The organism is Nocardiopsis dassonvillei subsp. dassonvillei DSM 43111 (assembly GCF_000092985.1).
GTDB lineage: Bacteria > Actinomycetota > Actinomycetes > Streptosporangiales > Streptosporangiaceae > Nocardiopsis > Nocardiopsis dassonvillei.
In genome coordinates this window covers 4,191,354-4,213,482 of sequence record NC_014210.1, presented here as the reverse complement: position 1 = coordinate 4,213,482, position 22,129 = coordinate 4,191,354, and the positions used below count along the sequence as shown (strand labels likewise).

11 protein-coding genes and 1 pseudogene are annotated in these 22,129 nt (G+C 68.0%); 6 read left to right on the top strand and 6 right to left on the bottom strand.

The features are described from left to right. Positions 1-139 precede the first annotated feature (139 nt). The 3 genes from NDAS_RS17365 to NDAS_RS17355 all read right to left on the bottom strand — a co-directional run bounded on the left by NDAS_RS17365 (position 140) and on the right by NDAS_RS17355 (position 5,828). Positions 140-2,575, bottom strand: a complete 2,436-nt coding sequence (locus tag NDAS_RS17365; protein WP_013154515.1) for a GH92 family glycosyl hydrolase — start codon at positions 2,573-2,575, stop codon at positions 140-142. Between the two features lie 376 nt (positions 2,576-2,951). Further along, complete coding sequence (locus NDAS_RS17360) at positions 2,952-4,595, bottom strand: glycoside hydrolase family 10 protein (RefSeq protein WP_013154514.1); 1,644 nt, start codon at positions 4,593-4,595, stop codon at positions 2,952-2,954. Positions 4,596-4,829: 234 nt separating this feature from the next. Then, positions 4,830-5,828 (bottom strand): acyltransferase family protein, encoded by a 999-nt coding sequence (locus NDAS_RS17355; RefSeq protein ID WP_197724893.1) that lies wholly within the window; start codon positions 5,826-5,828, stop codon positions 4,830-4,832. Between the two features lie 926 nt (positions 5,829-6,754). Between NDAS_RS17355 and NDAS_RS17350 the strand changes: the two genes are divergently transcribed. From NDAS_RS17350 to NDAS_RS29595, 4 genes and pseudogenes are all read left to right on the top strand, one after another. After that, on the top strand, positions 6,755-10,249 hold the full coding sequence (locus NDAS_RS17350) for a LamG-like jellyroll fold domain-containing protein (protein WP_013154512.1): 3,495 nt from the start codon (positions 6,755-6,757) through the stop codon (positions 10,247-10,249). Positions 10,250-10,410: 161 nt separating this feature from the next. Then, positions 10,411-16,110 (top strand): annotated as a pseudogene (locus tag NDAS_RS29090) (RHS repeat-associated core domain-containing protein); the annotation flags it as partial. Between the two features lie 972 nt (positions 16,111-17,082). Next, a complete protein-coding gene (locus NDAS_RS28650; protein WP_126624997.1) occupies positions 17,083-17,553 on the top strand; it encodes a hypothetical protein in 471 nt (156 codons plus the stop codon). A 233-nt stretch (positions 17,554-17,786) separates the two neighbouring features. After that, a complete protein-coding gene (locus NDAS_RS29595) occupies positions 17,787-17,912 on the top strand; it encodes a hypothetical protein (protein ID WP_280114197.1) in 126 nt (41 codons plus the stop codon). Positions 17,913-18,013: 101 nt separating this feature from the next. Here the strand turns inward: NDAS_RS29595 and NDAS_RS17340 are convergent, their stop codons facing one another. Then, a complete protein-coding gene (locus NDAS_RS17340; protein ID WP_013154509.1) occupies positions 18,014-18,253 on the bottom strand; it encodes a DUF397 domain-containing protein in 240 nt (79 codons plus the stop codon). Beyond that, positions 18,250-19,113: a helix-turn-helix domain-containing protein gene (locus NDAS_RS17335; RefSeq protein ID WP_013154508.1), complete on the bottom strand. Its 864-nt coding sequence runs from the start codon at positions 19,111-19,113 to the stop codon at positions 18,250-18,252. The genes NDAS_RS17340 and NDAS_RS17335 overlap by 4 nt, the downstream gene beginning before the upstream one ends. Before the next feature lie 215 nt (positions 19,114-19,328). Between NDAS_RS17335 and NDAS_RS17330 the strand changes: the two genes are divergently transcribed. Both NDAS_RS17330 and NDAS_RS17325 read left to right on the top strand, forming a co-directional pair. Then, positions 19,329-19,892: an ATP-binding protein gene (locus NDAS_RS17330; RefSeq protein WP_013154507.1), complete on the top strand. Its 564-nt coding sequence runs from the start codon at positions 19,329-19,331 to the stop codon at positions 19,890-19,892. Positions 19,893-20,045: 153 nt separating this feature from the next. Beyond that, on the top strand, positions 20,046-20,396 hold the full coding sequence (locus tag NDAS_RS17325; RefSeq protein ID WP_331999302.1) for a hypothetical protein: 351 nt from the start codon (positions 20,046-20,048) through the stop codon (positions 20,394-20,396). Positions 20,397-20,495: 99 nt separating this feature from the next. Here the strand turns inward: NDAS_RS17325 and NDAS_RS17320 are convergent, their stop codons facing one another. Beyond that, a complete protein-coding gene (locus tag NDAS_RS17320) occupies positions 20,496-22,028 on the bottom strand; it encodes a helix-turn-helix domain-containing protein (RefSeq protein ID WP_232051699.1) in 1,533 nt (510 codons plus the stop codon). Positions 22,029-22,129 lie beyond the last annotated feature (101 nt).

The following is a 22,129-nucleotide window of genomic DNA, read 5'->3' as shown; positions in this document are numbered from 1 at the left end:
TTCCGGAATCCGTTCACGCGGAGGTCGGCTCGGCCCCCACGGCCGTTCGGAAACCCGATCATGGGCGGGTACCCCACTTGCTCGGGAACCCGGCCGTGGTCGGGCACCGCGCCCGGGAGCGCGGCGCCCGACCACGTCCTCAGTGGTCGACGGGCAGGTCCTCCGGAGCGGTCGCCCACGCGGTGTTGGGCTCACTGACCAGCACGTGCGTGACGCGCCCGCCCCCGCCGAGGAAGGACTCCGGCAGCCAGGAGCGCGTGTGCTCCCGCCCGTCCAGGCGCACCGAACCGATGTAGGGCGTGTCCGGCCCGGCGTTCGGGGCGACGACGGTGATCGGCTCGCGCCCGCCCGGCGCGATCCTGGCGTAGGAGAACACCGGAGCCGACAGCAGCAGCTCGCCGCGCCCCGGCGCCTGCGGGAACAGGCCCAAAGCCGAGAACACGTACCAGGCCGACATCGTGCCCAGGTCGTCGTTGCCGGGCAGGCCGCCCGGCCCCGTCCCGTACTGGGTGTCCACGATCTCGCGCACCGTCTCCTGGGTCTTCCACGGCTGCCCGAGCGCGTTGTACATCCACGGGGCGTGGATGCCCGGCTCGTTGGTGGGGTCGTAGCGCAGCGGGTCGCCGCCGCCCACCGACCACGCGCCGTCGGGGGTACGGAAGAACCCGTCGAGGCGCTCGGCCGCGGTCTCCCGGCCGCCCATCGCCTCGGCCAGGCCGCCGACGTCGTGCGGCACCATCCACGTGTAGGTCGCGCTCGTGCCCTGCGCGAACCCGGTGTCGCGCCCGGGGTCGAAGGGGCTCACCCAGGACCCGTCGGCGTCGCGCGCCTGCGCGTAGCCCGCCTCCGGCGTGGCCTCCGGGTTGTAGACGTTGCGCCAGTACCCGCCGCGCTCGGCGAACATCGCGGCGTCGTCCCCGCGCCCCAGGCGCTCCGCCCACTGGGCGAGCGCGTTGTCGGCCACGGAGGCCTCCAGCGTCTCCGCTGCCCCGCCCCAGCAGTGGCAGTCGTCCTGCGGCGCGTAGTGGAGTTCGAGGTAGCGCTCCAGGTTCGGGCGCTGGCCCTCGCACTGGCCCGGGCACCCGGCGTCGGACAGGCCGTCGGGGTGCGGCTCGGTGGCCTGGGTGCGCAGGGACGCGTAGGCGGCCTCGGCGTCGAACCCGTCCACGCCCATCGCGGCGAACGTCGCCAGCGTCGCGGCCGAGGGGTCGCCGGTCATCACGTGCGTGGGCCCGTTGATGTGCACCCAGCGGTCCCACACGCCGCCGTTCTGCTCGGAGAAGTTGAGCAGGGACTGCGCGAAGTCCCCGGCCACCCCGGGCTCCAGCAGCGCGAGCAGCTGGACCTGCGCGCGGTACTGGTCCCAGCCGGAGAAGTTCGTGTACTGGGCGTCCTGTCCGTCCGCCACGCGGTGCGCCTCGCCGTCCATGCCCGGGTAGCGGCCGTCGACGTCGCTCACCAGGTTGGGCTGGAGCAGGGAGTGGTACAGCGCCGTGTAGAAGGCGGTGCGCTGGTCCCCGGTGCCGCCGCCGACCCTGATCGTGCGCAGGCGCCGGTTCCAGGCCTCGCGCGCCGACGCGGCCACCGCGTCCACGCTCTGCCCGGGGGCGATCTCGGCGGCGAGGTTGGCCTCGGCGTTCTCCGCGCTGACGTAGGAGATGCCCACGCGCACGCCGACGTCGGAGCCCTCGGGGAAGGAGACGTAGCCGCCCGAGCCCCGGCCCCGCCGCTGGTCGCGGACGTAGCCCTCACCCCCGGAGGCGGTGGTGGCCCCCGGCTTCAGCTCGCCGTCCTCCCACGTGCCCACCTCGGTGAAGGGGGTGTCGAAGTGCGCGGTGAAGTGCAGCCGGTAGTAGGAGTTCCGGTTGTTCTCGCCGCCGTTGGCGCGCTGTCCGCAGAAGGCGCCGGTGAGCACCGAACCGCTCACCGTGCGGGCCTCCGCGTCGATGCGGACGTCGGCGTCCTCGCTGCCGTTGAGCGAGTTGGAGGTGCGGAAGAGCAGGCTGGCGGGGGTGTCCGAGGGGAAGTCGAACTCCCCGGCACCGGCCCGGTCGGTGACGCTCAGGTCCGTGCGCACCCCGTTCTCCAGGGTCACCGTGTAGCGGCCGGGGGAGGCGGACTCGTCGGCGTGGTCGAAGTCGCTCGCGTACACCTCGTCGCGGGTGTCGGCGCTGGGCGAACTCTCCACGGGCACGGTGACCGGCATGATCGGCACGTCACCGGCGGCACCGGGGTGGCACCCGGCGCCGTTGACGTGGGTCAGGGCGAAGCCCCGCACCCGCGTGACGTCGTAGGAGTAGCCGTTGGCCGCGCCGGTGTCGGTCTGGTCCCCGCGGGTGGTGGTCGGGCTCCAGGAGATCATCCCGAACGGCCGGACCGCGCCGGGGTAGGTGTTGCCGCCGTTCGTGGAGCCGATGAACGGGTCCACGTGGTCGACGGGCGAGGCCACGGCCTGGGCCGTCTCGGCCGGGAGCGGCGACGCGGAGGCCGCCGGTGCGGGGGAGAGCAGGGCGGCGCCGACGGCGAGGGCGAGCAGCGGGGGTAGGAGTCGGGGGGAGCGTGGAGGGAGGGTCATCCTCTGCGGTCCTTAGCGGGGGAGCGAACGGTCCCGGCGAGTCTGGCCCAGCGGTGCGCGCCGTGGCCAGGTCCTGGCGGGGGAGTTGGCGCGTTCTTCGCCGGTCCGTCGCCGTGGTGTCACGGACCGACCACGGTGCGGACCGCGGCGGCGCGGGCGCGGGTCCGGAGCGGGGACGGTGGTGTGCGGAGACGGAAACGGGGGAGGAGACCGCGGCGGCGCCGGTCCGCGGGGGCGCTGCGGGGGTGCTGTCCGTCCCCCGGGCGGAGGAGGGGTCGCTGTTCGAGGCGTGCGCGGGTGATGGTCGGGGTTCGAGGTCCGAAGGGGAACGGCCGCGGGGCCCGGCGCACGCGCGCCGGGCCCCGCGGTTCGCCGGTCAGCCCCGGGGCACATGCCTCGGGTTGCTCGTCGTGCTCTCGTGGTGCAGCCGGTCCAGGGCGGTCACGTAGTAGGTCACGTCACCGCCGCCGGGCGCGGTGAAGACCGTCTCGCCACCGTCCTCGGCCGCGCGCACCGTGCCGATCAGTGCGCGCGCGTCCTGCACTTCGCACGGGACCTCCTGCCGTCCGGGTGCGCCCTCCAGCTCGTAGACCGCGTAGTAGGCGGGCCTGCCGCCGCGTCCGGGGCGGATGGTCAGCTCGGTGCCGCCGTCGGCCCGGGCGGCGGCGGTGACCACCGGCGGTGCGGGAGCGGCCCCGCCCAGGTCCTCCTTGACCGGGATCAGGGCGGGGTTGGCGTAGTGCTGTTCGACCACGACGTCCATGGCGTCCCTGGCGTTGGTGCGCAGCGAGTTCGCGCTGAAGTAGACGTCCCCGTCCACGCCCGGGTACTCGCGGTTCAGGTCCAGGTGCCGGGAGAGTTCGTCCGGGTCGGACCAGGCGCCCGCGTTGCCGACCTTGTAGGCGGCCTGGCCGATGTAGAGGTGTACGTCGGTGCCCTCGGTGACCTGCTCCCACCAGGGGACGAGCACCGCGTAGTCGGCCACGGGCAGGCCGATCTCCCAGTAGACCTGCGGGTTGATGTAGTCCACCCAGCCCTCGCGCACCCACCTGCGGCTGTCGGCGTAGATCTGGCTGTAGGACTCGAACCCGCCGGTGTCGGAGCCGTTCGGGTCGCTGGTGTCGTTGCGCCAGATCCCGAACGGGCTGATGCCGAACTTCACGTGCGGCTTGGCGGTGTGCACCGCCTCGTCCATCTCCTGGACCATGCGGTTGACGTTGTCGCGCCGCCAGTCCCCGATGTCGCCGAACTCTCCGCCGTACTCGGCGAACGTGTCCTGGTCGGGCACCGTCTCGCCCGCCACCGGGTAGGGGTAGAAGTAGTCGTCGAAGTGGACGCCGTCCAGGTCGTAGTTCTCGACCGCGTGCATCATCGCCTCGACGACGAACGCGCGCACCTCGGGGATGCCCGGGTCGTAGTAGAGCTTGCCGCCGTAGGCGAACACCCAGTCCGGGTTGACCCGCGCCGGGTGGTCGGCCACCAGGCGCGAGGGGTCGTCGTGCATGGCCACCCGGTAGGGGTTGAACCAGCCGTGGAACTCCAGGTTGCGGGCGTGCGCCTCCTCGACCGCGAACGCCAGCGGGTCGTACCCGGGGTCGGTGCCCTGCGTGCCGGTGAGCCACTCCGACCAGGGCTCGTGCGGTGAGGGCCAGAACGCGTCGGCGGTCGGCCGGATCTGCACGAACACGGCGTTGAGCCCGTCGGCCTTCGCCCGGTCGTACAGGTCGATCAGCTCGGCCTTCTGCCGCTCGGGTGAGAGGCCCTGCTCGCTGGGCCAGTCGATGTTGACCACCGAGGAGATCCACTCGGCGCGCATCTGCCGCTTGGGCGGCGCCTGCGGATCGACCGCGCACGGCTCGGCGGAGGTGTTCGTCGCCGGGACGGCCGGAGCGGCGGCCGCCGCGTGCGGCGCGTGGAGCAGCGACGCGGTGAGCGCTGCGGCCAGGGCGACGGCTCGGGAGACCCGGCCCGCCCCCCGGGCGGGCGGATGAGCGGGACGGTTCCGGTGCGGTTTCGCCAACGTGGGCTCCTTCCGGCTTCTGTCGTGCGGACAGCGAGCAGCCGGAAGGGACGCGCTCCGGTGCGGTCACCGCGCGCGGCGTCCGGGTCTGCCCTAGGAGAAAACCTTCATGATTTATCGGGCAGATGCAAGACTCCTACGTCAGGTTGATACCGATGTGTCGCGCGAGCCGGGGGTCGTCGCTCTGCCCGGAGCCCCGGGGCGCCTCGTCGCCCCGGTCCGGTTCCGGCCGCGTCAGGAACTGCCGGAGAGGCCGTTCCGGGAAACGTCCTCGCGGAGAAGTCGCCCGGCCTTCGGTTCCACCACCCAGTGGGTGGAGCGCCGAACCCACGACGAGGACAACAGCGGGACGAGGGCCAGCCCTATGAGGACGGTGACCACCAGCCCCTTCTCACCGTCGATGGAGTCGTACCAGGGCGATGCCTTGAGCAGGATGAAGGCGACCGAATGCCAGAGGAACACGTACATCGTGTGCCGACCAGCGTCGGTGAACCACGTGCGGCGTCGCGGAACCAGGGCTAAGAACGCCGCGGTCATGAGGAGAGCCAGCCCCATGAGGCCCAGACGGATGAGGACACTCGGGAGCAGCGGATCGATGGCGCGGTCGGTCAGACTGTGGACCCAGTACAACCAGTCCTTGTCCAACCGCTCGGCCAGAGGAACAGCCAGGAGCACGGTCGAGGCCAGGAACACGAGCGCGACGACGCGTACCCGTGTGCGCGCCAGAAGCGCGAAGTGCTCTCGCCGCAGGCACAGACCCAGCACGAAGAACGGCAGGAAACTGAGCACCCTGCCCAGGGACATCGTCGTTCCCAGTTCCACCGATGCGGCGAAAAGCGAGATCAGCACGGCGATGAGCACCGGATATTTGAGGCGTTGCCACACCGGCACACTCAGCCGCCACACGAAGAGGGCGATCAGGAACCACAGGGTCCAGGTCGGCTCCAGTGGGGACAGCGTTTCGGGCAGCTCACCGCCTTCGACCGTGTAGATCCCCTTATGGATGCCCCAGAAGACCAGATAGGGCACGGCGACGGACAGGACCAGCTTCTCGACACGTGCGGGCGAGCCGTCGAACGAGCGCGCCAGATATCCGCTGACGAGGATGAACGCGGGCATGTGGAAGAAGTAGATCCAGTAGTACAGCGCCCGTGCCGCTCCCTGGTCGAGCAGGGGCTCGATGGCGTGTCCCACCACCACCAGCGTGATGAGGAGGAATTTGGCGTTGTCCAAGTGGGAATCGCGCGCCGGGGGACGGGTGCTTCGCTGGGCTGCGCCGTCCGAACTGGCGGGGGCCGTTGACTCCGTCGGCGCTGGTGAGGAGGTGGGCGCGGCGGGGTCCCACGGCTGTGGCACTCCGGGCGGCAGGTCCTGCGAGGGACTCCCGACCTCGTGGCCCGGAATGCTACTTCTGGCTGGCATGGAATTTTTTCTACCACGGGAAGAAAGCGGTATTTCTCCCGGTGACCTTTGCTGCCCGACGGGGAGCTCGCCATCGCTGTTGATGGGGAACCCCTGCTCGGGCCGCCTCTGCCCCTCACCTGTCTGATGGGCACACCTCGTTCCACCGCGTTGGTCGAGACTCGTCTCGGTCCAGGACTCTCCGGAAGCGGACTGAGAGCTTCCCCACCCATGGAGAACTCTCCCCGGCCACCTTGGACGCGGTCGCCGTCGAGAAGCAGGGCTGGTTCCAGGACTGTCGCGAGCGCGTCCACGAGGTGCCGGTGGCTGCGTAGGCGACATGGACGGGTACTCCCGAGAATGCCGGGCACTGTCCTCAAAGCTGGCCTGGGCGAGGACACGTCGGTTTCCCGGTAGCGGCCCTCGCTCTCGAACCCGCAGAAAAACAGACCGTGAACTGCGGCTTTGTAGAGAATCAGCAGTATTCGCACCTGCGACCACAGGGTGAAGGACAGCGTGCCCGCGAGGACGGTGTCCTCGGGACGAGAACCCGTTGGCCGGATCCGGCCAACGAGGTTTGCGCCCATGTCAACCTGTTCGAGTGGAGGTCTGACTTCGTTGGGGCGAACAATAAAACTCTCGTGTGCCTTGTGCCCTCATCAGAGTGACTAGTAGCTTTCTGTCCGGTTTGAAGAAACTGTGTCCCTGTCCCTCGGGGAACGGTGTTCCACCACGACAACACAAGACAGGCATCCCCCATGCTCTCCCCCTTGACCCGGGTAGCGGCGGTGACCACCGCTGCCACTCTGGCCCTGTCACTCCTGACCGCGGTACCCGCCGCGGCCGACGACGAGTCCACATCGCCCAGCAGCGAAGGCACGCAGAGCGGGAACGAGGAGTTCGACGCGCTCGCGCTGGCGGAGCAGACCGGGGAGCCGGTGGAGATCCCGTCCCTGACGGACGAGAAGACCCAGCACTTCGCCAACCCCGACGGCACCTTCACCGCCGAGGTCTCCGCGATCCCCGTTCGGGTTCGTTCCGGGGGTGGCTGGGTGGACGTGGACACCACCCTGGTCGCCGGCGACGACGGTCTCGTCCGACCCAGGGCGGCGGGCATGGACATCGCCTTCTCCGGCGGCGGCGACGCCCCGATGGCCCGGATCGGCATCGGCTCGAACAGCGTCGCGCTCGACTGGGTCGCGGACCTGCCCACGCCGACCCTGGACGGCGACCAGGCCACCTACGCCGACGTGCTGCCGGACGTGGACCTGGTCCTGACCGCCGGGGTGGAGGGCTTCACCCAGGTCCTGGTGGTGCACACCCCCGAGGCCGCGGCCTCCCCGGAACTGGCCGAACTCGAACTCCCCCTGAACGCCACCGGGGTGAGCGTCGTCGCCGACGAACACGGCAACATCGAGGCCATCGGTGACGAGGGCGGCCAGAGCGTCTTCACAGCCCAGGCCCCGGCGATGTGGGACTCCACCGGCCAGGACGAGGCTGCCGGTGAGAACCCGCTCCTGGCGCCGACCACGGGAGCCCGCACGGCTTTGGTCGAGACCGAGATCGGCGTTGACTCCATCCGTCTCATTCCGGACCAGGGGCTGCTCACCGGGGAGGACACCGAGTTCCCGCTCTACATCGACCCCTCGGTCAGCGCCAGCCGCCTCAACTGGGCCTATGTCGACAAGGCCTACCCGGACCAGGCCAACCACAACAAGAAGATCGACAATGTCGGTGTGGGCCGCTACTCCGACCACACCGGCACGTACACCCGCCGCGCGTTCTTCCAGTTCTCCGTTCCGGGACGCATCAAGCAGGACACCACCACGATCCACTCGGCCACGATGCGCGTCGAGGTGGAGTGGGCCTCCACCTGCAACAGCAACTCCTACGTGGAGCTGCACCGAGTGGACCGCTTCACGAACAGGACGACCTGGAACAACCAACCCACCGCGAGGACTCTGCTCGACACACGGAACATCAGGGATGGCTGGGCCGCCTGCCCGTCCGACCGAGGTACGGAGTTCGACGCCACCGAGGCCTACCAGTGGGGCGCGGACAACGACGAGTCCTACGTCTACCTGCGGCTGAAGGAACGCGACGAGACCTCGAACTCCGCCTGGCGGCGCATCGACATCGACGGTAAGCCGCCCGTGCTGGTGATCAACTACAACAACACGCCCTCCCAGGTGGCCACCTCCAGCATGTCCGACTCCCTGGGCGGAGTGTGCTCCACGGACCAGGACAACCCGCGACTGATCAACAACACCACCGTCACGTTCCGCGCCACTGTCCGCGACTACGACGCGCGCGCCGCCTGGGGCGGCCAGAAGCTCAAGCTGCGTGTGGAGTGGCGGGTCAACGGCACCGAACCGCGTGAGTACGCCGACTCCTCCTACGCCGACGTGGGCTACTGGCCTGAGGGCTCCGAACGCGCGGTGACCGCCACCGGACTTCCCGAGGGCGAGGTGTTGGGATACCGGGCGATCGCACACGACGAGACCGAGTGGGGCTACCCGTGGTCGGACTGGTGCTGGATCAAGATCGACACATCCAAGCCCGACACCGGTCCCATCGTGGCCTCCACCGACTACCCGGCCGACGACGCGCTGCACGGCAGCGCCGGACGCACCGGCGACTTCACCTTCTCCAACAACGGCGTCGAACAGGCGGCTTCGTACTACTACAGCCTCAATGACACCTCGTGCACGACCGAGGTGAAGCTCGCTGAGCCCGGGGCCAGTGCCACGATCCCGATCACGCCCAGCCGTAGCGGGGCGAACATGATCTACGCCAGCACTGTCGACGCCTACGGCAACTCGTCTCCGTGCGAACTCGCGTACTACTTCCTGGTCGCGCCCCCGAGCGCCCCGATCTCCCGCTTCACTCTCGACGAAGGCACAGGGGGAACCGCCGTCGACGCGGCGGACCCGGACAGGACCGCCACGGCCAGTGGTGACACCGGTTGGACTCGAGGCCGAGTGGGCGGTGTCCGACAGGGCCGCTACCAGCTGGAAGGCACCAGCCTGACCACGGCGGACGGGGGCCACGCCCGTACCGACGCACCGGTGGTCGACACCAGTGGCGCGTTCTCCGTGTCGGCGTGGGTGCGTCTGGACGAGGCCACAGCCAACCACACGGCCGTGTCCCAGGACGGTGAACGGCACAGCGGCTTCTACCTCGGCTACAACCACACTGCCGAGGGCAACTGGGTGTTCAAACAGGCCCCCTTCGACGGAGACGAGACCAGTATCTCCCGGCGCGTCTACTCGAACGAGCCCGCTGAGACGGGGGTGTGGACCCACCTGCTGGGAACCCACGATCCAGAGACCGGTCAACTCGTCCTCTACGTCGACGGAGTACGTCAGGGCGAGGCGGTCCAGGAGTCCCCGTGGAACGCGCAAGGCCCCCTGGTCATCGGAGGTGCCAGGTACCGGGGTCAGTTCTACGACGCCTGGCCCGGAGCCATCGACGACGTACGGGTCTGGGACCGTGTGGTCACCGACGAGGTCACGGGGGAGGACACCGAGGCGCGTTCAGAGGTCTGGACCCTGGCCAACCGCCCCATCGCGCTGGAAGGCCGCTGGCAACTGGACGAGACCGACGGCACCCTCGCCGCGGACTCCTCCGACCACGGTCTTGGCGCAACCCTGCACGGCGACCCCCTGACCGCGTGGAACAAGGCCCTCAACGACGTCACCTTCGCTCCTGGTGTGAGCCTGAACCCAGCCGTCCCCGAACGCATCACGACCGAAGGCCCGGCTATCCGTACCGACCGCAGTTACAGCGTCGCGGCATGGGTCCGCCTGGACGAGGTCGGGCACAACTCCACGGCGGTCTCCCAGGACGGTGTTCATCACAGCGGCTTCTACCTGGGCTACCAGTACACAGCAGATTCCCACCAGTGGATGCTGAAGAATCCGCCTTCGGACACCGCGGGAGCTTCGGGTTGGCACCGGGCGAGATCCGATCAGCACGCCGAGTTCGGACGTTGGACCCACCTGGTCGGAACCTACGACCACACCTCGCGGACCACCACCTTCTACCTCGACGGTGTCGAGCAGGGCACGGCCGAGGTGCCTGACGCCTGGCACGCCAACGGTCCGGTCGTCATCGGCGGCGGACGCTTCGAGCAGCAGCTCTCCGATGCCTGGGCCGGAGACATCAGCGACGTCTTCCTGTACCAGGGCGTGTTCGACGAACACGAGATCCTCGCAGTCAGGGAAGGAATCGCGCCGGTCCCCAGGCTCTAAGCGGTAGACCGCCCCCCCGCGTCCTCGCCCTCATCCCCCTTGTGCTTCGGCCGCTGTCAGAAAGGCACGCCGTGTCCGACCTGCCCCCGAACGCGTCCAACTCCGCTGCGAGAACACCCGAGCCGGACCAGGAAAAGCCCTCGCGTCCACAAGCTCGCACCATGGCCAACAGCCGTGTCATCCGTTTCATCAAGAGGCCGATGACCTATGCCGCGACTCTGGTCCTGGTCGGCAGCCTCCTCCAGGCCGCTCCCGCGTCCTCGCTCACCTTCAACACCCGCCCCGAGGTGGAGGACGAGGCGTCCGTTCCGGGCGAGGACATCGCCGGGGCCCTCGACGCGCCCTCGACCGAGGACGCGGCTACTGACGCCGCTCTGACCGAGCCCCTGGAGGCCAGTTGGCCGACCGGTGACGTCGGCGAGACCGGGCTCACCGACCCCGGAACTGACCTCCAGGTCGTCGATGACCTGGTCACGGTCGCCCAGGTCTCCGACGACGTCCAAGAAACGTGGGTTGAAGAAGTAGCCGAGGACTACGTCGACACCGGAGCTTCCGAGGACGAGGAGGACCCCCAGCAACAGGGGGACGCGCCCGCGCGTTCTGAGGAGGGTCCGGACGCGGGGCAGGAACAGCCGGAGAGCCCAGAGCCGGAAGCGGAAACCGGCAGCGCACCCGAAGCGGAGAACACAACCGAATCCGCCCCCGAAGAGGTGGAGGAAACCGATCCGGCGGTCAGCAGCGTCGAATCCGTCCAGGTGGAGGTCCTCGACCGCTCTGCGGCCGAGGAAGCGGGGATCGAAGGGCTGCTTCTCCGTGTGACCCGGACCGACGACGAGACCGGTGTCGGCCCGGTCGACCTGACGGTCGACTACTCCGACTTCGCCAACGCCTACGGCGGTGACTACGGGGGCCGCCTCGACCTGGTCGAGGTCGACACCTGTCTCCTCGACGACTCCGTCGAGTGTCAGGACCGTGCTCCGCGCACGTTCACCACGGACAACGACACCGACGCCCAGACGCTCAGCGGGACCGTGCCCGCCCTGGGCGGAGAGGGCATGCTCCTGGCCGCGGCCGCAGAGGAGGAGGGCCCCCGAGGCGACTACCAGGCCACCGACCTGTCCGCCACGTCGAGCTGGGACGTCGGTCTCCAGACTGGCAGTTTCTCCTGGAGCTACCCCGTCGACACACCCCCCGTCGCCGGTGACCTGACCCCGGGCATCGAACTGGGCTACTCCTCGGCCTCCGTGGACGGCAGGGTCTCCTCCTCCAACAACCAGACGTCCTGGATCGGTGAGGGCTTCGACTACAACCCCGGCTTCATCGAGCGCAAGTACGTTCCCTGCGCCGACAGCCAACCGGACTCGGCCAAGACCGGGGACCTGTGCTGGTCCCGGCACAACGCCACGTTCTCGCTGAACGGCCGCTCCGGCGAGATGTTCCTGGACGAGGACGGGACGTGGCGGATGCGCCACGACGACGCGTCCCGCATCGAGCGGCTCACCGGCACCACCAACGGCGACAACGACGGCGAGTACTGGCGCATCACCACCACGGACGGCACCCAGTACTACTTCGGGATGAACCGGCTTCCCGGCTACGGCAGCGGCGATGCCGAGACGAACTCGGCGTGGACGGTGCCGGTGTTCGGCCGGAACTCGGGTCAGCCCTGCAACGGTTCCAGCTTCGCCAACTCCTGGTGCCAGCAGGCATGGCGGTGGAACCTGGACTACGTGGTGGACGCGCACGGCAACGTGATGACCTACCAGTACACCAAGGAGCGCAACTACTACGGCCGCAACGGACAGGCCAACTCCCCCACGGTCTACGACCGGGGCGGATACCTGCGCCGTATCAACTACGGTCTGCGTTCCGACGACGTCCACGCCACCGCTCCCGCCCGGGTCAACTTCGCGGTCAGCGAGCGCTGTATCCCCACGGACGGCTTCGACTGCGCCGAGGACAAGTTCACCAGCGGCAACGCCAGACACTGGCCGGACGCCCCCTTCGACCGGCACTGCGCGCAGGGGCAGAACTGCACCAACAAACTCTCCCCGACCTTCTGGACCCGCAAGAAGCTGGACTCCATCACCACCCAGGTCCACGACGGCTCCGCCTACGACAACGTCGACTCCTGGGAGCTGGAACACGTCTACCCCGCGAACGGCGACGGCACCCCGCCGGACCTGTGGTTGCAGTCGATCACCCACACCGGCCACGTGGGCGACACCGCCTCCATGCCCACGCTGGAGTTCGGCGGCACCCAGCTCGAGAACAGGGTCGACACCCAGGACGACGGCTTCGCCCCCATGCTGAAGTGGCGGATCACGAAGATCCTCACCGAGAGCGGCTCCCAGACCGACATCCGCTACGCCGGTGGTGAGTGCGACACCGGGGACTTCCCGGACCCCCACACCAACGGCACCCGCTGCTTCCCGGTCGTGAACAGCACCGCGGACGGCAAGGGCGAGTACACCGACTGGTTCCACAAGTACGTGGTGACCCAGGTGAGTGAGCACGACCTGGTCACCGCACAGCCGGACCTCATCACCGCCTACGAGTACCTGGGCGACGCCGCCTGGCGTTACCAGGACGCCGACGGGTTCGTACGCGACGAGCGGCGCACCTGGTCCGACTGGCGCGGATACGCGCATGTCCGCGTCATTGAAGGCCATGCCAACGCCACCCGGTCAGCGACCGAACACCGCTTCTTCCGCGGCATGCACGGAGACCGCCTGCCCAACGGGACCCGAACCGCCACGGTGACCGACTCCGCGGGCGGCGAGCACAGCGACCTCAACCAGTACAACGGGTTCACGCTGGAGGAGGCCACACTCAACGGACCCGGCGGGGACGTCGTGGAGAAGACCATCTCCCTGCCCTGGAGCCGGGTCACCGGTGAGCGGACCTACTCGTGGGGCACCCTCGAGTCCCGTATGACGGGGATGGCCTCCAGCACCCAGTACACGGCCGTCGGCGACGGATGGATGCGTAGCAGGGAGAGCGCGGAGTACGACTCCCTGGGCCGCATCACCCAGACCCACGACCACGGTGACCTCGACGACGCCGACGACGACCAGTGCACCCGCTACACCTACGCGGACAACACCGGTCGCAGGATCCTGGACACCGTAGCCCGCACGGAGAAGGTCGCGGTCGGCTGCGGCACGACTCCCGCCTACCCCGACGACCTGATCAGCGACGAGCGCTCCCTCTTCGACGGAGGCGGCTTCGGAGACGCCCCCACCGTCGGACTGGAGACCAGCTCCCAACGGGTCATGGAGTACGACGGCTCCACCCCCACCTACCAGGTCGTGCAGGAGAGGGAACACGACGCCTACGGGCGCACCGTCTCCGAGACCGACGCGCTCGGCAACGTCACCGAGACGGACTACACGACCACCGTGCCGGGCGGTGCGCCGACCACCGTCACCACCACCAACCCGCTCGGCCACACCACCACCGAGCACTTCGATCCCGCACGCGGGCTGCCCGTGGCGGAGATCGACGCCAACGGCAACCGCAGTGACATGACCTACGACCCCCTGGGACGCCTGACCGCGGTATGGACTCCCGACCTGAAGAAGTCCGATGACGATCCGGCGATGCGGTTCGAGTACCACGTGCGAAATGACGCCCCCACGGTGGTGGCGACCCACACCCGCAACAACGAGGGCGGCTACTCCTCGACCTACCAGATCTACGACGGGCTGCTGCGTGAACGCCAGCGTCAGGAGCCCGGTGTGGGCGGCAGACGCCTGATCACCGACACCTTCTACGACAGCCGTGGTCTGAAGGTCAAGGAACGCCACGCCTACACTAATGACGAGGCGCCCGCGCAGGACATCTTCGTGCCCGGCAACAAGGACGTGCCCGGCGGCAACGACGACCTCATCCCCCGGTACACCCAGACAGTCTACGACGGCGCGGAGCGCCCGACCGAGGTCCTGACCATGTCCAACGGCCAAGAGCTGTGGCGGACCTCTTCCGAGGACCGCGGTGACCGCCAACTGGTCACACCGGCTCCGGGCGCCATCCCCACCACCACGATCAAGAACGCGCGCGGCCAGACCATCGAGGTGCGCCAGCACCAGGGCGACACCCCCGAAGCCGACTACACCGCTCTGACCTACACCCACACCCCGGCGGGGCAGGTGGAGACGGTGACCGACGAGGCGGGCAACGTCTGGCGCAACCACTACGACCTGCGGGGGCGCAAGGTTCGTACCGACGAGCCCGACCGGGGCACGACCACGTTCGTCTACGACTCCGCTGACCGCATGGTGGCCCGGACCGACGCCCGGGACGAGACGGTCGTCTACGCCTACGACGAACTCGGCCGTAAGACCGAACAGCGGGAGGGCGGAGTCAACGGTCCCCTGCTCGCCTCGTGGACCTTCGACTCCGTCGCCAAGGGCGAACTGACCCGTGCCACCCGGCATGCCGATGGACTGCAGTACAGCACGTCCATCGCCTCCTACGACGCCATGGGCCGGCCGCTCGCGACGACGATCAGCATCCCCTCCGCACCGGAGTACGGGGCTCTGAGCGGGTCCTACCGGTTCCGGAGCACCTATAACGCCGACGGCACCATCGAGACGGAGACACTGCCCGCGGCAGGAGGGCTGCCCCGCGAGTTCGTCCGCTACACCTACAACGAGCTGGGCCTGCCGGTCTCGGTGGCTGGCTCGCTCGAAGGAGTGGAGACGCTCGATTACGTCCACGAAACGTCGTACTCGGCCCACGGGCAGATCATGCAGCGGTGGCACCACCGCAACGACGGATCGACCCAGGCCAAGTCCACCTGGTCCGCGCGAACCTACGACCCGGGCACTCAGCGGCTCCTCACCGCGCGGGTGAGCCACGAGATCGGCCATGGGACGCTGGTCGACCAGACCTACTCCTACGACGCGGCCGGCAACGTGCTGAGCATCAGGGACGAACCCACCGCCCAGGGCCTGCTGCCGGACGTGCAGTGCTTCGCCTACGACGACATGCGCCGCCTCACCAACGAGTGGACCACGTCCGCAAGCGGTGAACAGGCCTGTGACACCACCCCGTCCCGGGAGGCCATGGGCGGCGCCGCGCCGTACTGGAACAGTTACACCTACGACGACCTCGGCAACCGCCTCACCGAGACCCGCCACGGATTCGTTGACGGCAGCGACGTCGAGAGGACCTACCAGCGTCCCGGGGCGGGGGAGGAGCGTCCGCACGCGGTGACCCGGGTGGACTCCAACGGTGCTGGCGGAACCGCTACCTACACCTACGACGAGGCCGGGAACATGGCCTCCCGGCAGGACGGCAACCGCACACAGACGCTGGAGTGGGACGCCGAGGGCCAGCTCGCGGCCATCCACGAGGGCCAGAACACCTCGGAGTTCGTCTACGACGCCGAGGGCGAGCGGCTGATCCGCGACGACGGCGGTGTGGTCACGCTGTTCCTGCCCGGCATGGAGATCAAGTACGACAAGGAAGACCTGATCTCGCAGTCCACCCGTCTCTACGAGCACGCCGGTGAAGTCGTCGCCAGCCGCTCCAACGACGGCAGGGTGCACTGGATCTTCTCCGACCACCACAAGACAGGCCAGCTCGCGATCGACTCCCTCACCGGGGAAGCGATCCGGCGCAGGTTCACCGCTTTCGGCGGAGACCGCGGAAGCGTCGGTGGGTCCTGGCCCAACTCGCGCGGGTTCGTCGGCGGAGTCATCGACGAACAGGTCGGCCTGACCCGGCTCGGGGCGCGCTCCTACGCACCGGAGTTGGGGTCGTTCATCTCTCCGGATCCGGTCGTGGACTTCAGCGACCCCGAGCAGATGCACGGGTACTCCTACTCCAACAACAACCCGGTGTCCTTCACCGACCCCGACGGTCTGTTCCTGAGGAAGGCCTTCGCGCAGGCCCGGAGGTGGGCCGTCTACCAGGCCCGCCAGGCCGCGATCCGCGCTTACCAGGCCCGTCTGGCCGCGATCCGGGCGTACCGCATTCGCCAGGCCGCGATCCGTGCGGCGCAGATTCGCGCCGCGCAGATTCGCGCCGCTAAGATCAGGGCTGCTCAGATCCGCGCCGCCAAGATCGCGGCTGCGAAGAGGGCGGCGGCCGCGAGGGCCGCTGCGGCGCGTAAGGCAGCTGCGGTGAAGGCCGCGCGGGAGAGGGCGGCGAGGGTCGCTGCGGAGAGACGTCGAGATGCAGCACGTCGTAAAGCTACGGAGCGGGACGTACAGCAGAACGAACGTAGAACTAGTTTCGAAAGTGTGACCCCTGCCGGCCTTCCTTCGGGTGCAAAAGATGTCACTGATTCAAAGGGAGAAAAAGAGAATTTTAGAGGAATGACTTACGAAGAGCATATGGAATCGTGTGAAGAAACATTTACAGGTATCCAAACTACTTTCGCCAAAGTCGTTCTTTGGCGAGGGGCGGCGGCCAGCGTCGTTGCTGCGGGCCTGACGGGAATGGGCGCTGGGGTGGGGACCGCTATTGCTGCTGGAGCTGGGGCCGGCGGGGCGATGTTTTACGGAGGCATTGATAATAATATCAATCGGTATGCCTCGTCATATGGTGAATTCATGGGAGGCGTGAATGCCAGAATTCTTTGCTCCTAGGCTGAGGGCTGATTAATGAGGAGGGCGCTAGCTTTTTCTGTCATTGCACTCGTTTTTGTGTCAGGGATACCAGTGTTGAGTGAAGGGGCCTTGGAAGGGAGGGGCCAGGCAAGTCTGTGGGTCTGGTACGGTGTATGCCTGCTTTTGTGTGCTACAGTTACTAACTTCCTTGGTGCAAATTTCAAAGATGTGCTCTATGACCGATCGTCAGAGAAGTTAGTCAGGTTTGGGATTGTGACTCTGTGGGCGCTGTTCATTGCCTGCTTTGTGTTCCAAGTTGTTCCACTTTCAGTCCAGCGGGACTCTCCATACTTGGCTCTAGTTTCTCTTGCTCCCTCGGTTGCTCTGTTTTACTCGATCGTGCTCTTTGTGAGAGTAGAAAAGCTTGATAGTTTTGCGAGCGGAGCACAAGTCGTGTCTTTTGGCAGTGCCGATTTTAGACTCCAAGGCAAGTCAATTATTCGTATTCGACGTCCGGGGGGGAGTTTGTTTAACTCGCTGAGGAATTTCGAGCTGATTGTAAACGAAGAGTGCTCGCATTTTTTGGGGCCCTCTGAGGAGATGATTTTTGTCGTCCCCCCTGGGGATGTAAGGGTTGTTTCTAAAATTTCCAGGAGAAGGATTGATGCCCTTTCTTTTTCGGTGAGTCGGGGAGAGGAAAGATTCTTCAGACTTGACTCAAGTGGAAATATTTCCGAAAGTTGATGTAATGCATTGAAATATTTTTATAAAAATTTTAATACGGCCCTAATTTTGGCATGACTGCGTGCTGTGAGTGATGTGCTGCTTGGTAGGTTCGCGGAACGCGCAGTCCTTATTGTCTTCGTCGCCGAAATCCGTGTCACTACACCTCAATCTGGCTTTCCTTCTTTGTGTGTCACTTGCCTGGGCGGGGCGGGCGGGGCAGGGGACCGGCAAGCGTGCTCAGTCCTTCGGGAGTGGCTGAGAGTGGAGGGGGTACCGTGTTCGTCTTCTTCAGCAACCGTCTGGGCTGTGTCATGTCGCTGGTGGTCTCGGTAGCGCTGACCGCCCTGCTTCTGTTCATCCTCAACTCCCTGGGGTGAGACGGGAGACGGACGAGGCGGCCGGGACGCCTGCTCCCTGGGAACAGCGACGCCCGGCCGTGGCCCTCGGGGGAGGTGGCCGGGCGTGGGTGGTGCGGAGGTCAGTGAGAGCGGGCGGTTCTCAGGAAGCCGCTCCACTCGGCGGCGGGAAAGGGGAGATGTCCGGCGCCGGGGTGCTTGGAGTCACGGACGGCCGCGCCACAGGGGAGGTCAGCTACTTCGACGCAGTCCTGGTCCCGACCGCTGTGGGTGCTCTTCCGGAAGCCTGCGGGGATGTGGGCGACCTCTACACAGTTCTGGTTCTGGGCGCTGTAGCTGCTTTTCCGGAACTTGAGGATCATGCCTGCTCACCCTCCATGGATGCTCGCAGACTGGCGATGAACTGCGCGGATGCGGTCACCGACAGTGCAGAGCCCTGTACGTTGCTGAATGTTAGGTTATAGCGTTCGATGTCGCTCAGCTGTTCCAGGTACAGGTCATCAGAAGGTGTGCCGACGTAGATGATGGGAGAGTCCCTGGCCTCGGGAAACTCCATGATGGTGAAGGACCCAGCCATGCCCAGGTGAGCACCACTCGAAAAAGGTAGAACCTGGATGTCGATGTTGTGCCGCAACGCCAGATTCTCAAGGTGCTCCAACTGCTCAACCATGATCGTCGGGGTACCGACGCTTCTGCGTAGGGCGCCCTCGTCGATGACCGCTGTCATATGAGGTGCTTTGACCCGTGACAGGATCTGCTGACGGGCGAGCCGAGCTTCCACTTTGCGAGCGATGTCAGGGTCGTCTGTCGCACGCCCTCCTCTGAAGACCTCCGCTGCGTAGTCCGGTGTCTGAAACAGACCAGGGAGCACCTGGGCTTCGTAGGTCCGTAGGGCGGATGCCTCGGCTTCGAAATCGGGAAGGGCACGCTCGCTGAAGACGTCCTTGTAACGGGACCACCAGCCCTTCTCCTTGGACTCACGCGATAGCTGGTGCAGTCCTGCACGACCCTCTTCATCAAGGTTGTAGAGGTCGGCCAGGGCATCCAGGTCCCGAGCGCGGGTACGCCGGGACTCCGCGGTCTCGATCTTGCCGATGGTCGCGCGCGGCACGCCTGACCTCTTGGCGGCGTCGTCGAGCGTGAAGCCGTGCTCTTCACGCAGGCGCCGCAGCTCGAAGCCGAGGCGCCTGCGGCGGATGGTGGGGCTGTAGGGCCGTTGCATGGGACCAACCTAGCAAAAGCTGCCGCGAATCTCAGTTCATGGTTGACAACTGAGATTCGCGGTTCCAGTATGGAGGTTGTGGTCAGTGACCGGTGGATCACGGAGGGTTCATGCCGGTCAGGCTACGCCCTGCCCGTTCCGCGCATCACGGCATCCGTGAGACTCCTCCAACGGGCACCACGAAACCCCTGCTCACGCCAAGGAGTGTGTTCGTCATGCCCGCGAAAGCCCACGCCCCGATGCCCGTGCCCGCGCTGGGAGAAGCCACGGTCCCACTGACCAGCTTCATCCGACCGGTCCACCGCCACTACTTCACCCGGCAGCCCGAGCGGCCCAACTACCGCATGCGCCGCTACGACTTCGCCGGAACCCCGGCCGTGATGCCGCTGGTCCGTGCGTTCCTGGACACCTGCGCCGCCGAACGGGGCACCGACTACCGCTACCTGTTCACGCTGCTGGGATCGGAGCTGGCCAACAACTCGATCCGGCACAGCCTCTCCGGCCGACCCGGCGGCAGCTACACCCTTCTCGTCCACCGTCACCGCACCGGGCTGCATCTGGCCTGCCGCGACCGGGGCGGCCTGCGCGACAAGGACTCCCGCCTGGAGCCCAAGAAGAACGGCCTCAACTTGGACGCCGAATCGGGCCGGGGCCTGGCCATGGTCAACGCCTTCGCCACCGCCTGGGGCGACAACGGCAACGCCCACTACCGCACGGTGTGGTTCTCGCTGGCCTACGACCTCACCGGAAGCCGCTGGAACATCCACACCGACGACTGACATGCCGCCGACATGAGACGGGCCCAGGAGAGCGCGCCAACGCTTCTCCCGGGCCCTGAACCCCCGAAAACCCAACCGTGCATAAGTAAGGAAAAAGAGGATCTGATGCAGAACCCTATCCCCTCGCCCCGCCGTTCGGACGATGTTCGACCGATGCCCCGGCTCGTCCCGCCGCTCCCGCGCCGCACCCCGCTCGTCGGCCCGGTCTGCCCGCACTGTGCGCACCCCTCGTGCCGCGTCCGCCGCGCCCAGCGCCTGCCCCGTCTGGGCGGCCACCGATCCGAGTTCGCCCGCGAGCACGCCCAAGCCGCCGCGATCCAGGCCCGGCACCGCCACCTGATCGTCTACTACGGCGAGGCCACCCAGTCCTTCTGGGCGGTCACCCCCGCCGGACTCCTCGAAGCCGCGAACGCTGACGCCCTCCTCCTGGCCCTGTGGCCGCACAACGCCCCGTTCATGCCGCCCGCCCTGGCCGTCGAGACCGGCACTCCCGTACCGGCCTGACCGGCCCTCCCACCTCGGGCCGGAACCGCCGCCAGCGGTTCCGGCCCACCCGTGACTCAGAGTTGGTTCCCGCCGGAGCGACCACGCCCGGACACCCGCCTACTCCTGCTGGTGGGGCATCCGGATGTTGTACTGGCGCATCTTGCGGTAGACGGTCGCCCGTCCCATCCCCAGCTCGGCGGCGGCCCCGACGACGGTCGCGCCCGGAGCGGTCAGGCAGCGGACGATCTCGTCGCGTTCCACGGCCTGGATACGGCTGAGGCGGCGCCCGCCGTTGCTGCGGAAGACCTCGGCGGGCAGGTGGTGCACGTCGACCACGTCCGCGCGCTGCGCCGCGTCGCACACCGCCCGCTTCAGCTCGGTGGCGTTGCCCGGCCAGTGGTAGTCGGTGAGCGCGCGGGAGGCCGCCGGGGTGAGGCCGATCGCCCGCCCCCGGGCCCCCTGCGCGAAGTGCCGCGCGAGCGGCAGCACGTCCTCCGGGCGGCGGCGCAGGGCGGGGGCCTCGACCACCGTGTCCACCAGCTCCCGCAGCGCCTCCGGGAGAGCGTCGAAGCTCCGTCCCGTGACCACGAAGGGCTGGGGGCGCCCACCCGCGCGCCGCGCCCCGGCCAGCAGCCGGGCCAGCTCGCTCGCGCCCCACGCCGGAAGCGCCTCCACCCCGGACACGATCACGCACGTGTCGTCCTTGGCCAGCTCGGGGGTCCAGAGCGTGAGCCAGGAGTCCACGTCCTCCGGGGCGGGCGGACGGGCGTTGAGCACCCTCTCCCGTGCGCTGACCTGCCGCCGCGCGAGCGAGGCCAGGGAGGTCCGGCCCGAACCCGGCTCGCCCACGACCGCCAGCGTCCGCCCGCCCACCGCCTCGCGGGCCTCGGCGACGGCGCCGCGCCAGAGCCGCGACGCGCAGGCGTCGGCCTGTCCGCCGCCGGCGGCGCGGAAGCGGAACACCGCGCCCCTGGGCGCGGGCTGGACCCGGCGTCCCGTGCCCCGGGCGAGCATGAGCGCGGACGTGCTCTGCGCGGCGGACTGGGCCAGCGCCAGCAGCAGGGCCGACGAGGACTCCGACCAGGTGGTCAGGTTGACGCTGCCGACCAGCGTGCCGTCGGACGGGTCCAGGACCGGAGCGGCGGCGCAGGTGTACCCGCGCAGCCCCGTGCAGTAGTGCTCCTCCGCCCTGACCAGCGACGGCGCGCGGTCGGCCAGGGCCAGCCCGAGGCCGTTGGTGCCCGCGTCGCGTTCGGCGTAGGAGAACCCGGGGGCGAGGTGGACCCGGTCCAGCGAGTGCAGGATCGCCGCGTCGTTGGCGAGCCTGCTCAGCACCAGCCCCTCGCTGTCGGTGATCATCAGGCTCACCGGTTCGTTGGCGATGGTCCGCTGGATACCCCGCAGGACCTCGTTGCCGCACTCGTAGAACAGCGACTCCGTGTCCACGGAACCGGTGAACGCGGGCTCCACCCGTTCGGCGGAGACGCCGTAGTGCTCGCTGCGCCGCCACGAGGCGCGCAACCGCGGGGCTTTCACCGGTGTCCGTCCGGCGGTGTCGGTGGGTGCGTGTCTGGGCGGTGAACACGTCCGGTCGTGCACGTCGGCCTCCAGGGGTTCTGCGGCCGCGACCTGGACGGACGGTCGGTACACCCGCCCGGGCCGCGTGACGGACAGGTTACTCGTCCGTGTCCCGGAGCCCTCGGAGCGGCTGTCTCAAACTGAGACACGCGACACAGGCCAGAGTTGCGTAC

Coding starts and splice junctions, on each gene's coding strand:
- NDAS_RS17365 (WP_013154515.1), bottom strand. CDS start 2,575: ATGACCCTCCCTCCACGCTCCCCCCGACTCCTACCCCCGCTGCTCGCC.
- NDAS_RS17350 (WP_013154512.1), top strand. CDS start 6,755: ATGCTCTCCCCCTTGACCCGGGTAGCGGCGGTGACCACCGCTGCCACT.
- NDAS_RS17340 (WP_013154509.1), bottom strand. CDS start 18,253: ATGATCCTCAAGTTCCGGAAAAGCAGCTACAGCGCCCAGAACCAGAAC.
- NDAS_RS17335 (WP_013154508.1), bottom strand. CDS start 19,113: ATGCAACGGCCCTACAGCCCCACCATCCGCCGCAGGCGCCTCGGCTTC.
- NDAS_RS17330 (WP_013154507.1), top strand. CDS start 19,329: ATGCCCGCGAAAGCCCACGCCCCGATGCCCGTGCCCGCGCTGGGAGAA.
- NDAS_RS17325 (WP_331999302.1), top strand. CDS start 20,046: ATGCCCCGGCTCGTCCCGCCGCTCCCGCGCCGCACCCCGCTCGTCGGC.